The organism is Mycolicibacterium smegmatis, from assembly GCF_001457595.1.
Lineage (GTDB): Bacteria > Actinomycetota > Actinomycetes > Mycobacteriales > Mycobacteriaceae > Mycobacterium > Mycobacterium smegmatis.
Window position 1 is genome coordinate 6,278,695 of record NZ_LN831039.1, and the last position, 13,478, is coordinate 6,292,172.

At 69.2% G+C, this 13,478-nt stretch carries 14 protein-coding genes; 11 read left to right on the forward strand and 3 right to left on the reverse strand.

Annotation, left to right across the window (positions count from 1 at the left end; translation table 11 throughout):
- Positions 1-6: 6 nt before the first annotated feature.
- On the reverse strand, positions 7-732 hold the full coding sequence (locus AT701_RS30375; protein WP_011731126.1) for an SIMPL domain-containing protein: 726 nt from the start codon (positions 730-732) through the stop codon (positions 7-9).
- Positions 733-748: 16 nt separating this feature from the next.
- Between AT701_RS30375 and AT701_RS30380 the strand changes: the two genes are divergently transcribed.
- Genes AT701_RS30380 through AT701_RS30400 form a run of 5 tightly spaced genes read left to right on the forward strand, consistent with a single transcriptional unit; the run spans position 749 to position 5,873 of the window.
- Positions 749-1,828 carry a DUF7847 domain-containing protein gene (locus tag AT701_RS30380; protein WP_223495859.1) on the forward strand — a complete coding sequence of 360 codons (1,080 nt, stop codon included), beginning with the start codon at positions 749-751 and terminating at the stop codon, positions 1,826-1,828.
- Position 1,829: 1 nt separating this feature from the next.
- A complete protein-coding gene (locus tag AT701_RS30385; protein ID WP_058127172.1) occupies positions 1,830-2,480 on the forward strand; it encodes a DUF4129 domain-containing protein in 651 nt (216 codons plus the stop codon).
- Positions 2,477-3,583, forward strand: a complete 1,107-nt coding sequence (locus AT701_RS30390; RefSeq protein ID WP_223495861.1) for a DUF4350 domain-containing protein — start codon at positions 2,477-2,479, stop codon at positions 3,581-3,583. The genes AT701_RS30385 and AT701_RS30390 overlap by 4 nt, the downstream gene beginning before the upstream one ends.
- Complete coding sequence (locus tag AT701_RS30395; RefSeq protein WP_011731130.1) at positions 3,580-4,551, forward strand: AAA family ATPase; 972 nt, start codon at positions 3,580-3,582, stop codon at positions 4,549-4,551. Before AT701_RS30390 ends, AT701_RS30395 begins: the two co-directional genes overlap by 4 nt.
- Entirely contained in the window at positions 4,551-5,873 is a 1,323-nt protein-coding gene (locus tag AT701_RS30400; RefSeq protein WP_011731131.1) for a DUF58 domain-containing protein, read from the forward strand. Before AT701_RS30395 ends, AT701_RS30400 begins: the two co-directional genes overlap by 1 nt.
- 4 nt (positions 5,874-5,877) lie before the next feature.
- On the opposite strand, the gene AT701_RS30405 is transcribed toward AT701_RS30400, so the two are convergent.
- Complete coding sequence (locus AT701_RS30405; protein ID WP_058127174.1) at positions 5,878-6,870, reverse strand: stage II sporulation protein M; 993 nt, start codon at positions 6,868-6,870, stop codon at positions 5,878-5,880.
- Between the two features lie 33 nt (positions 6,871-6,903).
- On the opposite strand from AT701_RS30405, the gene AT701_RS30410 reads away from it, so the two are divergent.
- The 3 genes from AT701_RS30410 to lfrA all read left to right on the forward strand — a co-directional run bounded on the left by AT701_RS30410 (position 6,904) and on the right by lfrA (position 10,032).
- Positions 6,904-7,827: an RDD family protein gene (locus AT701_RS30410; RefSeq protein ID WP_036453987.1), complete on the forward strand. Its 924-nt coding sequence runs from the start codon at positions 6,904-6,906 to the stop codon at positions 7,825-7,827.
- Positions 7,828-7,876: 49 nt separating this feature from the next.
- Positions 7,877-8,446: a TetR/AcrR family transcriptional regulator gene (locus AT701_RS30415; protein WP_003897643.1), complete on the forward strand. Its 570-nt coding sequence runs from the start codon at positions 7,877-7,879 to the stop codon at positions 8,444-8,446.
- Positions 8,447-8,517: 71 nt separating this feature from the next.
- Complete coding sequence (gene lfrA / locus AT701_RS30420; RefSeq protein WP_058127175.1) at positions 8,518-10,032, forward strand: efflux MFS transporter LfrA; 1,515 nt, start codon at positions 8,518-8,520, stop codon at positions 10,030-10,032.
- Here the strand turns inward: lfrA and AT701_RS30425 are convergent.
- A complete protein-coding gene (locus AT701_RS30425; RefSeq protein ID WP_058127176.1) occupies positions 10,022-11,341 on the reverse strand; it encodes a carotenoid oxygenase family protein in 1,320 nt (439 codons plus the stop codon). The two genes, lfrA and AT701_RS30425, sit on opposite strands and share 11 nt — an antisense overlap.
- A gap of 85 nt (positions 11,342-11,426) precedes the next feature.
- Here AT701_RS30425 and AT701_RS30430 point away from each other — a divergent pair, with 85 nt between their 5' ends.
- The 3 genes from AT701_RS30430 to AT701_RS30440 all read left to right on the forward strand — a co-directional run bounded on the left by AT701_RS30430 (position 11,427) and on the right by AT701_RS30440 (position 13,476).
- The gene (locus AT701_RS30430; protein WP_058127177.1) at positions 11,427-11,951 is read left to right on the forward strand and encodes a PadR family transcriptional regulator; all 525 of its coding nucleotides are present in this window, start codon (positions 11,427-11,429) and stop codon (positions 11,949-11,951) included.
- Between the two features lie 83 nt (positions 11,952-12,034).
- The gene (locus AT701_RS30435) at positions 12,035-12,775 is read left to right on the forward strand and encodes a PadR family transcriptional regulator (protein ID WP_058127178.1); all 741 of its coding nucleotides are present in this window, start codon (positions 12,035-12,037) and stop codon (positions 12,773-12,775) included.
- A 20-nt stretch (positions 12,776-12,795) separates the two neighbouring features.
- Entirely contained in the window at positions 12,796-13,476 is a 681-nt protein-coding gene (locus AT701_RS30440) for a hypothetical protein (protein ID WP_058127179.1), read from the forward strand.
- Positions 13,477-13,478 lie beyond the last annotated feature (2 nt).

Here is a 13,478-nt window from a genome sequence, read left to right on the forward strand (position 1 = left end):
CCAAAGCTACGCCGGGCCCCCGGCGTGAAAGCGTGCATCGACCGATACCGAGATCTTGATGTCCTCGGGTGCGAGTTCCACCTCGGGCGCGCCGCCCGACTTCATGGCCCGCATCGCGGCGGGTGCGGCGAACGGCCCCTGCGGTTCGCGGCCCAGCATGCCCGCGTCGGCGACCGTCACTGGCCGCACGGCGCCGAGACCCAGCGCGTCGGCGTAGCGCTGCGCGCGGGTGACGGCGTCACGTACGGCAGCGGTGTGGACGTCGGTGATCAGTTCATCGCGGCGCTTGTCGGTCAGTGCCCATTCGATGCGCTCGAGCGAGAAGCCACCGGTCTCGGAGATGTGCCTGCCCACCCAGCGGGACAGTTCGGTGAAATCACTGAACTTCACCTGGATGCCGATGCTCGCGTGGTGCACCAGCGGCAACTGCTTGCCCTCGTTGTTCCACGGGCGGTTGGCCCACGTCCGCATCTGCTGCGTGGACCACCAGGTGACCGGCCCGGAGTCGGGCCGGTGCAGCGGCTCGAGCGACGCCTTGACGGCGTCGAGATCGCGGACCGTCCGCTCGTAGACCGGCTCGATCGCGGCGCCCTCGTAGGCCACGGTGGCGTGCACGATTCCCCGCTGCGGTGGCTCGTACACCGTGAAAGACCCGCGCACGATGATCTCGGTGGGCCCGGCTGTCGGCGGCACGCGGGGCACGCTGGACACGTTGTCAATTCCACCGGTCATGGACAGGATGGTAGCCATGAGCTTGCGCCCAGGGCCTGACGGCGGGTTCGCCCCGTATCCCCCACCGCAGGCGTATCCGGTTCATCCGGGCTACGCATCGGCGCCCGGGTTCGGAGCTCCGGTGCCCGGCATCGTCGCGCTGCGGCCGTTGAGCCTGTCGGACATCTTCAACGGTGCGGTGGCCTACATCCGCAGGAACCCCAAGGCCACCCTCGGCCTCACGACCATCGTCGTGGTCCTCGCGCAACTCGTCACGCTGCTGCTGCAGGTCGGTCCACTGGCCGCGATGGGCGGGCTCGGAAGTGAGGTGCAGGGCGAGGCGCCGTCGACGGGAGCGGTCGCGATGTTCTCCGGCGCGACGCTGGCCGGTGTGCTCGTCACACAACTCGCGTCGGTGTTGCTCACCGGCATGCTCACGGTCATCATCGGACGGTCGATCTTCGGCGGGACCGTCACGATCGGCCAGGCCTGGGAGCGGCTGCGCGGGCGGCTTCTCGCGCTGATCGGGCTGACACTGCTCGAAGCCGTGGTGCTGCTCGCCGTGGTGCTCGTGGTCATCGGCCTGATCGCGGCGGCCGGCGCCGTGGGCGGTGCCGTCGCGGCGTTCGTGATGGGTGTTCCCCTGGTGCTGGCGGCGGTGCTCGGCGCGCTGTTCGGCCTCACGGTGCTGTTGTTCGCACCGGTGCTGATCGTGCTCGAGCGCCTGGACGTATTCGCCGCGATCGCACGGTCTTTCGCACTCGTGAAGACCGGGTTCTGGCGGGTTCTTGGGATCTGGCTGCTGGCGAGCCTGGTGGCGTCGGTGATCGCGAGTGCGGTAGGCGCACCGTTCAGCATCGTCGGGCAGCTGCTGACGATGTCCCCCGACGGCGTCGGCATGTCGATCGTGGGGCTGGTGCTGGTCGCCGTCGGCGGCACGATCGGCCAGATCGTCACCGCACCGTTCGCCGCGGGTGTCGACGTGCTGCTCTACACCGACCGCCGAATCCGGGCCGAGGCGTTCGACCTGGTGCTGCGAACCGGCGCCTACACCCCCGCGCCCCCGGCGGCCCCGGCGGAATCGACCGATCAACTGTGGCTGGTCCGGCACTTCTGAGGTGACGACAATCGACATCGACAGAGACGCCGCACACGACGCTGCGCAGAACGAGCTCAACAAACCGATCTACCCCAGATCGTCTCTCACCCAACAGTTCCTCGACTGGATCGACGAGCTGTTGTACCGGCTGGCGTACGAGGGGTCGACGGTTCCGGGTGGGTGGTTCACCATCAGCGTGCTCGCGATCCTGGTCGTGGTGGCCGTGCTCGTGGCAGTGCGCATGGCCCGGCGCGCCATGCGCACCAACCGCGACGCGCACACGCTGTTCGGCCGCACCGAGCTCAGTGCCGCCGAACACCGCCAGACCGCCGACGGGTATGCCGCGCAAGAAAACTGGGCCGCAGCCATCCGGCACCGGCTGCGAGCGGTGGCCCGGCACCTGGAGGAGACCGGCACACTGAACCCCGTCCCGGGCCGCACGGCCACCGAACTCGCGCGTGACGCGGGCGCCGCGCTTCCCGCCCTTGCCGGTGAACTCGCCGCGGCGGCAACGACCTTCAACGATGTCACCTACGGCGAACAACCGGGCACCGAAGACGACTACCGGCGGATCGCCGACCTCGACGGCCGGCTGCTGCACGCGGGTCACCGTGCGGCCGGATCGATGCCGTCGATTCCCGCCGACAGCGGATGGACGCAGGTCCGATGAAGATTCGCAACCTGCGCTGGATCGTGCCCACCGCTGTGGTCATCGTCGTGCTCGCGGTGCTGACCGTGTACCTGACCGCACCCCGGCCCGGTGGCCGCATGGATCCGGACTCGACGTCCCCTGAGGGCGCCCGCGCGCTCGTGACACTGTTGCGCGACCACGGCGTCGACGTGATCACCGCGACCGGCATCGACGACGTCGAACGCGATGCACGCCCGGGCACACTGCTGGTGGCGGCCCAGACGCTGTTCCTGTCCGGGGACGACCAACTGGAGCGGCTGTCGCAGGTTCCCGGGGATCTGCTACTGGTCGAACCGACCACCAAGACCCGCGAGAAGCTCGCGCCCGCAATACGTCCCGACGACGCCGCGGCGTTCGGCGGCGGTGAACCGGACTGCGACCTGCCCGAGGCCCGCCGCGCCGGCGAGACACAACTGGGGCTCAGCAACACCTTCAAGGCGGCAGGCGACATCCCGGTGCAGCGATGCTACGACGGCGCGGTGGTGCGCTACCGCGACGGCAAACGCACCGTCACCGTGGTCGGCACCGCCGAGTTCATGTCGAACTCCGGTCTGCTCAAAGAGGGAAACGCCGCGCTGGCGATGAACCTCGCGGGCGACCGGGACCGCGTGATCTGGTATGCGCCGCAGAAGTTCGAGGGCACCTCGACCGGTGACCGCAAGCTCTCGGATTTGATGCCCGACCAGGTCCGCTGGATCGTCCTGCAACTGTGCGTCGTGGTCGCGCTGCTCGCGCTGTGGCAGGCCCGCCGCCTCGGTCCCCTGGTCGCCGAATCACTGCCCGTCGTGGTGCGTGCATCCGAGACCGTCGAGGGCCGCGGCAAGCTGTACCGCTCGCACCGCGCGCGTGACCGCGCGGCCGACGCGTTGCGCACCGCCACCCTGCAACGTCTGCTGCCCCGCCTCGGTCTCACCGCCCAGGCGGATCAGGCCGCTGTGGCGGCCGCGGTCGCCGTACGCTGCGGGCAGGATTCCCAGACCGTGGGATACACCCTGTTCGGCCCACCGCCGGGCACCGACGACGAACTTGTCCACCTCGCCCATCGACTCGACGACATCGAAAGGCAGGTCGCGCACTCGTGACTCAGCCAGCCACCACAGTTGACGCCGACACCGCACGCAACGCGTTGTTGGCCCTGCGCAACGAGATCGCCAAGGTGGTGGTCGGGCAGGACGCCGTGATCAGCGGTCTGGTGATCGCCCTGCTGTGCCGCGGGCATGTGCTGCTGGAGGGCGTGCCGGGGGTCGCGAAGACGCTTCTGGTGCGCACGCTCGCCGCGGCGCTGCAACTGGAGTTCAAGCGTGTGCAGTTCACCCCCGACCTGATGCCCGGCGACGTCACGGGTTCGCTGGTCTACGACGCGCGGACCGCCGAATTCGAGTTCCGGCAGGGTCCGGTGTTCACCAACCTGCTGCTGGCCGACGAGATCAACCGCACACCGCCCAAAACCCAGGCGGCACTGCTCGAGGCGATGGAGGAACGGCAGGTCAGCGTCGACGGCCAGCCCCGGCCGCTGCCGGATCCGTTCATCGTCGCGGCCACGCAGAACCCCATCGAATACGAGGGCACCTATCAGCTTCCCGAGGCCCAGCTCGACCGTTTCCTGCTCAAACTCAACGTGCCACTGCCGCCGCGCGAGCAGGAGATCGCGATCCTGAGCCGGCATGCGCACGGTTTCGATCCGCGCAACCTCTCGGCGGTGCAACCGGTGGCCGGCCCCGCCGAGCTCGCCGCGGGACGCGACGCCGTGAGCCGGGTGCGCGTGGCCGACGAGGTGCTGGGCTACATCGTCGACATCGTCGGCGCCACAAGACATTCACCTGCACTGCAGCTGGGGGTGTCCCCGCGTGGCGCGACCGCGCTGTTGGCGACGTCACGGTCGTGGGCCTGGCTGTGCGGGCGCAACTACGTCACGCCCGACGACGTCAAGGCCATGGCCCGCTCGACACTGCGGCACCGGATCGCGCTACGGCCCGATGCCGAGTTGGAGGGCGCCACCCCCGACGGCGTGCTCGACGGGATCCTGGCGGCCGTGCCGGTTCCGCGCTGATGGTGCTCACCGGCCGCACCGGCCTGGTCGCGTTGGTGTGTGTCCTGCCCATTGCAGTGTCACCTTGGCCGGCAACAGCGTTCGGTGCGCTGCTGGTCCTGCTGCTGGCGGCGGTCGGCGCCGACGTCGCACTCGCGGGCAGTCCGCGCCGGCTGCACGTGCAGCGCGGCGGCGACCACACGGCCCGGTTGGGCCAGACCGTCGACACCGTCGTCGAGATCCACAACCCCGGACGGCGCCCGGTCCGCGGCCAGGTTCGGGACGCGTGGCCGCCCAGTGCGTGCGCGCAGCCCCGCGTGCACCCGCTGGATGCCGCTGCCGCCGAACAGGTTCGGCTGGTCACCCGGTTGCAGCCCGTGCGCCGCGGTGATCAACGCTCCGAGACCGTCACGGTCCGGTCGATCGGCCCGCTGGGGCTGGCCGGCAGGCAGGCCGTGCACCGTGTACCGCACCAGGTGCGGATCTTGCCGCCGTTTCTGTCCCGCAAGCATTTACCGTCACGTCTGGCACGGCTGCGTGAACTCGACGGTGCCATCCCGGTTCTCATCCGTGGACAGGGCACGGAGTTCGACTCGCTGCGCGAATACGTCGTCGGCGACGACGTGCGGTCCATCGACTGGCGCGCGACGGCCCGGCGCGCCGACGTCGTCGTGCGCACGTGGCGCCCCGAACGCGACCGGCGCGTGGTGATCGTCCTCGACACCGGGCGCACGTCGGCGGGCCGTGTCGGTGTGGACCCCACCGCGAGCGATCCGGGCGGGTGGCCGCGACTCGACTGGTCGATGGACGCCGCGCTGTTGCTCGCCGCGCTCGCCTCCCGTGCCGGTGACCACGTCGATTTCCTGGCGTTCGACCGTGTCACCCGCGCCGGGGTGTTCAACGCGTCGCGCACCGAGTTGATGTCCGCGCTCGTCGGCGCGATGGCCCCGCTGCAACCCGCGCTGGTGGAATCGGATGCCACTGCACTGGTTTCGACGATCACGCGCCGCGTGCGCGGACGCTCGCTCGTGGTACTGCTGACCGATCTCAACGCGTCCGCGCTCGACGAGGGGCTCATGGCGGTGCTGCCGCAGTTGTCGGCGCGTCACCAGATCCTTCTCGCCGCGGTGTCCGATCCGCGTGTCGACGATCTCGCCGCGGGCCGCTCCGATGCGGCGGCCGTGTACGACGCCGCGGCCGCCGAGCGTTCCCGCAACGACCGTCGCGCGATCGCGGCGCGGTTACGCCGCCGCGGTGTCGACGTGGTCGATGCCCCGCCGGAAGATCTGGCGCCCGCCCTGGCCGATCACTACCTGGCGCTCAAGGCCACCGGAAAGCTCTGAGCCGTCACGCCGTCGGCGCGTAGTCGGGCGCGTCCTCGATGTCGCCGCTCTCGCCCGCGCGTACGGCCTTGCGGCCGAAGTGGACCACGTATGCCAGGAACGCAACCTCGACGGCGACGCCGATCCCGATGCGCATGAACGTCGGCAGCGGTGACGGGGTGACGAGCGCCTCGACCAGACCGGAGACCAGCAGGACCACCACCAGACCGATGGCCACCGGCACCACGGCGCGGCCCTGTTCGGCGAGCGCCTGTGTGCGCGGCCGGTCCCCCGGCGCGATCACCGTCCAGCCCAGGCGCATTCCCACGGCACCGGCCAAAAACACCGCGGTGAGTTCCAGCAGACCGTGCGGGGTGATCAGACCCATGAACACATCGCCGGCACCGGCGTCGAACATCAGGCCCGCGATCAACCCGAGGTTCGCGGCGTTCTGGAACAGGATGTAGGGAATCGGCAGGCCGAGCAGGATCGCGAACCCGATGCACTGCGCGGCGACCCACGCGTTGTTGACCCACACCCGCAGCGCGAACGATCCGGCCGGGTTCTCGCTGTAGTACGACGCGAAATCGTGGTTGACCAATTCCTCGATCTCGCTGGGGGTTCCGATGGCCGAGTGCACCTCGGGGTTGCCCGCCACCCACATCGCCAGCGCGATCGTCACGATGAAGAACCCGATGGCCGTGCCCAGCCACCACCGCCAGGACCGGTACGCCACCACCGGGAACGAGACCGTCCAGAACCGGAGGAACTCGCGCCACAGCGGCGCGTGGGCACCGGTGACCGCGGCGCGCGCCCGGGCCACCAGACCTGACAACCGACCGACGAGCACGGCGTCGGCCGACGCCGAGCGCACCATCGACAGGTGCGTCGACACCCGCTGATACAGGTCGACGAGTTCGTCCACCTCGGCGCCGGTGAGCCGGCGCCGGCGTTTCACCAGCTGTTCCAGGCGGTCCCAGGTGGCACGATGGGCCAGCACGAACGCATCGACATCCACTCGGCCGAGCTTAATCGCCTAACGTGGGGCGTTATGGTCTCCCAGCCCGAGCCGGTGGTGACCGGGGACGCCGTGGTCCTGGACGTGTCGATCGCGCAGCTACCCGTTCGTGTACTGGCGATCCTCATCGACATCTTCGCGATCTTCATCTTCTACGTGGTCGGTGTGCTGCTGTGGTCGATCACGCTGACCCAGTTGGACGAGGCGTTGTCCGCGGCGATCCTGATCATCTTCACGGTGCTGGCCATCGTCGGCTATCCGGTGATCATGGAGACCGCCACGCGCGGCCGGTCCCTGGGCAAGATGGCGCTGGGGTTGCGGGTGGTGTCCGAGGACGGCAGCCCGGAACGCTTCCGTCAGGCGCTGTTTCGCGGTATCTCGGGCTTCATCGAGATCTGGATGCTGACCGGTGGCCCCGCGGTGATCTGCAGTCTGCTGTCGTCGAAAGGCAAACGTATCGGCGACATCTTCGCCGGGACGGTCGTGATCAGCGAGCGTGGGCCACGCATGCAACCGCCGCCGGCCATGCCGCCCGCCCTGGCGTGGTGGGCGTCGTCGTTGCAGTTGTCCGGGCTGGGACCCGAGCAAGCCGAACTCGCGCGGCAGTACCTGAACCGTGCGCAGCATCTCGACCCCCGCATCCGCGACATGATGGGCCAGCGCATCCTCGGCGAGGTGGCGTCGCGGATCTCCCCACCGCCCCCGCCGGGCGCGCCGCCGCAGTACGTGCTGGCGGCCGTGCTCGCCGAGCGGCACCGCCGCGAACTGGCGCGGCTGATGCCGACGCCGCCTCCTCCGCCATCTCCGCCGACGACGCCGCCGTGGAGCCCGCCGGGATATCCCGCGGCCGGCTACCCGCCGCAACCGCCGGTGCCCGCCTATTCACCGCCTCCGGCGGTGCCGGCTCATTCACCGCCTCAGCAACCCTCCGCTGGGGGTTTCGCCCCGCCCGGGTGAGTGGGACATCACTGTCTCATTTTGAATCGCCGGTGCTATATTTTGATACATGACCAGCCCGAGCATCGAGAGCGGCGCGCGTGAACGCACACGTCGCGCGATCCTTGATGCCGCCATGCTGGTCCTGGCCGATCACCCCACCGCCGCACTCGGCGACATCGCCGCGGCCGCCGGGGTCGGACGCAGCACGGTGCACCGCTACTACCCGGAGCGCACCGACCTGCTGCGCGCGCTGGCCCGCCACGTCCACGACCTGAGCAACGCCGCGATCGAGCGCGCCGACCCGACCAGCGGTCCTGTCGACGCCGCGCTGCGCCGGGTCGTCGAGAGCCAGCTCGACCTGGGCCCGATCGTGCTGTTCGTCTACTACGAGCCCTCGATCCTGGCCGATCCTGAACTCGCGGCCTACTTCGACATCGGGGACGAGGCCATCGTCGAGGTGCTCAACCGCGCGTCGACCGAGAGGCCCGAATATCCCCCAGGGTGGGCGCGACGGGTGTTCTGGGCACTGATGCAGGCCGGTTATGAGGCAGCCAAGGACGGCATGCCGCGTCACCAGATCGTCGACGCCATCATGACCAGCCTGACCTCGGGCATCATCACCCTGCCGCGCACCTGATCGGCGTCACTCCGCCGCGACGCACCCAAACCCTTTTTCACACCCCTTTTTTCCGTACAGGAGCTCTTCTCATGTCCACCTGCATCGAGGGCACGCCGTCGACGACCAGGACGCCCACGCGCGCCTGGGTGGCGCTGGCCGTCCTCGCACTTCCGGTGCTGCTCATCGCGATCGACAACACCGTGCTGGCGTTCGCGTTGCCGCTGATCGCCGAGGACTTCCGCCCGTCGGCCACCACGCAGCTGTGGATCGTCGACGTGTACTCACTGGTGCTGGCCGCGCTGCTGGTCGCCATGGGCAGCCTCGGCGACCGACTGGGCCGCCGCAGGCTGCTGCTCATCGGCGGGGCCGGGTTCGCGGTGGTCTCGGCGCTGGCGGCCTTCGCCCCGAGCGCCGAGTTGCTGGTGGGAGCGCGCGCACTTCTCGGTGTGTTCGGCGCGATGCTGATGCCTTCGACGCTGTCGTTGATCCGCAACATCTTCACCGACGCGTCGGCGCGGCGGTTGGCCATCGCGATCTGGGCGTCGTGTTTCACCGCGGGTTCCGCGCTGGGCCCGATCGTCGGCGGCGCGCTGCTGGAGCATTTCCACTGGGGCGCAGTGTTCCTGGTGGCGGTGCCGATCCTGTTGCCGCTGCTGGTCCTCGGCCCGCGTCTGGTGCCCGAATCGCGTGATCCCAATCCGGGCCCGTTCGATCCCGTGAGCATCGTGCTGTCGTTCACGACCATGCTGCCCATCGTGTGGGCGGTCAAAACCGCGGCGCACGACGGTCTGTCGTCGGCGGCCGCGGCCGCGTTCGCCGTGGGCATCGTCTCGGGTGCGTTGTTCGTGCGACGGCAGAACCGCAGTGCCACACCGATGCTCGATATCGGCCTGTTCAAGGTCATGCCGTTCACGTCGTCGATCCTGGCGAACTTCCTGTCGATCATCGGCCTGATCGGGTTCATCTTCTTCATCTCGCAGCACCTTCAGTTGGTGCTGGGCCTGTCCCCGCTCACCGCCGGCCTGGTGACGCTGCCGGGTGCCGTGGTGTCGATGATCGCCGGCCTGGCCGTGGTGAAGGCCGCCAAACGCTTCGCACCCGACACCCTGATGGTCACGGGCCTGGTGTTCGTGGCGGTCGGGTTCCTGATGATCCTGTTGTTCCGCCACAACCTCACGGTGGCCGCGATCATCGCGTCGTTCGTGGTGCTCGAGCTCGGCGTCGGCGTCTCGCAGACCGTGTCCAACGACACCATCGTGGCGTCGGTTCCCGCCGCGAAATCCGGTGCGGCGTCCGCGGTTTCCGAGACGGCCTACGAGCTGGGCGCCGTGGTGGGCACAGCGACGCTGGGCACGATCTTCACGGCGTTCTACCGCAGCAACGTCGACGTGCCCGCGGGCCTGACGCCCGAGCAGACCGGTGCGGCGGCCGAGAGCATCGGCGGTGCGGCCGCGGTGGCAGCGGATCTGCCAGCCGCCACCGCCACGCAGCTTCTCGATTCGGCCCGTGCGGCGTTCGATTCGGGTATCGCCCCGACCGCGGTGATCGCCGCGATGCTGGTGCTGGCCGCCGCCGCGGTGGTGGGTGTGGCGTTCAGGCGCTGATCCAGTTGCCGTGGAAGCCGTATGGCACCCGCCGCGGCAGTTCGATTCTGGCGACGGGCTTTCCGCCGAAATCGGAGGCGTCCAGGATCACCAGGTCGCTGCCGTCGCGCTCGGGGTCGTAGACGTAGCCCAGGTACCAGCCGTTCGACTCGTCGGCCGGGCCGGCACCGGGGACGAACACGGCCTCGCCCGGTCCGCCGGTCCCGAGGTCGTGGCGCTGCGCGTCGCCGGTGGTCATGTCGTAGCGCACCCAGCCGTGGTCCCCGACGGCGACCGAGTAGCGGGCGTGCAGACCCGCCAACCGGTCGTCGATGCGGGGGAATTCGACGGCGAGGTCGTCGAGTTGGCGTTCGGTGACGGCCCCGGTCTGCAGGTCGATCGTCCAGCTCCACAGCACGGCCTGCGCGTCGAAGCTTCCGTTGTCACGCCACAGCTCGGGGTACCGGACCGCCTGTACCACAACGGTGTTGCCGTGCTCATAGGCGTTGACGACATGGAAGATGTAGCACGGGTCGATGTCGAACCAGCGGATCTCGCCGAACGGATCGTCGCGGCGCAACAGCCCGAACCGCGCGCCGTAGGTGTCGCTCCACCGGTAGGGCATGTCACCCGTGCCCTTGAGCGCGATGTCGAGGTCGAACACCACCGGCAGGTCCATGAAGATCACGTGCCCGGAGGTCATGGCGAAGTCGTGCATCATGGTGTGCGCCTTGACATCCACGGGCCGGTTGACGGTGAGCTCGCCGTCGGCGTCGGCGCGGTGGTAGGTCACATACGGCTTGAAGAGGCTTCCGTAGCCGAAGAAGTGCATCTCCCCGGTGGTGGGGCAGATCTTCGGGTGCGCGGTCATGGAGTCGACGAGCTTGCCGCCGAAGTCGTAGGCGCCCACGGTCTCCAGTTCGCCCGTGATCTCGTACGGCAGTGAGGATTCCACGAGCGCGAGCGTCTTGCCCGCGTGGTTGACGATGTGCGTATTGGCCACGGATGCACGGAGATTGCGGCTGCCGTCGGGGTTGTAGAGCGGGAAGCTCTCGATGAAGCTGTCGGTGCGCACCCAGCGGTTGCGGTACCACTTGGCGGCGCCGTTCTCGATGCGGACGCCGTGGATCATGCCGTCGCCGGTGAACCAGTGCGCGGTCGCCTGCCGCGGGTTCGGCCCGTTGCGCAGATACCAGCCGTCGAGTTCGGGCGGGATCGCGCCGGTCACCGGCAGGTCGTACTCGGTGAGTTCGTCGGGCACCGGCGCGTAGTTGCCCCGCCGGAAGAACTCGCCGGTGCCGGGCAGATTGGTGAGGTCGGTGTCGGTCATGAGGTCTCCTCAACGGCGGGCCGTGACGCCTCCCACACTGACATTCCATAAGTGACATGTCAATAGTGGAAGCTAAGATGCGTCCATGAGCCTGCGCATGGCCGCACTCGGCCTGTTGGTACAGCAACCCGGTAGCGGATACGACCTGCTCAGACGGTTCGAGAAGTCGATGGCGAACGTCTGGCCCGCCACCCAGAGCCAGCTCTACGGCGAGCTCAACAAGCTCGCGGCAGCCGGCCTCATCGAGGTGTCTGCGGTCGGCCCGCGCGGCCGCAAGGAGTACCGGGCCACCGACGCGGGCCGCGCCGAACTGCTGCGCTGGATCACCAACCCGCAGGACGATCCGCCCGAGCGCAGCGCCGAACTGCTGCGGGTGTTCCTGCTGGGTGAACTGCCACCCGAACAGGCCCGCGAGCACCTGCTGACGCTCGCGGCCCACTCGGACGGCGAGGTCGAACGGCTCCGGACGCTCGAGGCCGCGATCGACTGGGCCGATGAGCCGGGGGCCGATGTCTTCAGCCACGCCGCACTGGACTACGGGCTGCGCATGCACACCATGCAGGCCCAGTGGGCGCGCGACGTGGTCGCGCGGATGAACGCCAATCGATAGCTCACCGTTGCATCGCCGATAGTTTCCGATATATCGTTGAGTTATCGGAAAACGCATCCGGCGTTTCAACGAAAGGAGCTTTCATGAGCACCCCCTTCGCATTTCCCACCGGCGACTTCGGATTCGGCCCCGCCGGCCGTCGCGCCATGCTCCACCACCGTCGAGCGGCCCGTCGCGAGTTCCGCGACCAGATGCGGGCGCATCTCCACGAGGCCCGCGAGCAGGCCCTCGACCCGCGCTGCGAGATGGGCGGGCCCGGCGGCCCCGGCCCCATGGGCGGACCGGGCCGCGGCTTCGGCGGGTTCGGGTTCGGCTTCGATCCGGGCGCGGGTTTCGGGTTCGGTCCGGGCGGACCGCGCGGACGCCGCGGCCACGGCCGCGGGCGGCGCGGCCGTCGCGGTGACGTGCGCGCCGCAATCCTGAAACTGTTGGCCGAGCGCCCCATGCACGGCTACGAGATGATCCAGGAGATCGGCGAGCGCACCGACAACCTGTGGCGCCCCAGCCCCGGTTCGGTGTATCCCACACTGCAACTGCTGGTCGACGAGGGCCTGATCAGCGGCACCGAGACCGAGGGCAGCAAGAAGCTGTTCGAACTCACCGAGGCAGGTCGCGCGGCCGCCGAGGCGATCGAGACCCCGCCGTGGGAGCAGATCGCCGAAGACGTGGACCCGGCCGCGGTCAACCTGCGCGGGGCCATCGCCCAGTTGATGGGTGCGGTCGCCCAGTCGGCGTACACCGCGACCGAGGACCAGCAGCAACGCATCCTCGACGTGGTCAACAACGCCCGCCGCGAGATCTACCAGATCCTCGGCGAGGAGTGACCAACCCGTAGGCTGCCCACGTGGACAGCCTCGTCACCGTGATCGTGCCGGCGTTCGTCGGCGTCCTGACCGCAGTCGCCGCCGTCATCGGCCTCGAATACCGGGATGTGGACGCCTTCGAGCGCCGGCGCGCGATCTGGCAGTGGTTGCTGGTGCTGCTCGCGACCGTCGCGACGGCGGGCGCCACCAACTCGGCCTCCGGCGTCGGACACCTCGTCACCGCGGCCGCCCTGGGAACGTTCGCCGCGGCCGCCGTGATCCTCGCGCACTTCATGTGGCGCAGGCGGGTTCCCGACGCCGAACCCCGCATCGTGGGGCTCGCGACGTCGGCCGCGGTGCTCGCGGTCCTGGTCGTGGCCAGCTCGGTGACGCTCACCTATGTGCAGGGCAAGAGTTGCCGCCAGGCCGATCCGCTCATCCAATCCAGCCTGGCCAGTTCGGGTTTCATCCTGCCGGTATTCGACGCCAACCAGGGCCCCACGAAGGGCGACTTCGACAACTGGTCGAGGCTGATCCGCGAGCAGGCCCAGGCTGTCACCGCAGGCGGAGAGGTGGCCGAAAGCGCCGGGCACATCGGCGAACTGGCAGGCCAGATCACCGACGCCGTGCGGTCGGACGACCGTGGCACCCACGCCATGCTGGGCGCGCAGTACTACGACGAACTGAAGGTCCTGCTCACCAAGTGCCACCCACAGGGGTAGTG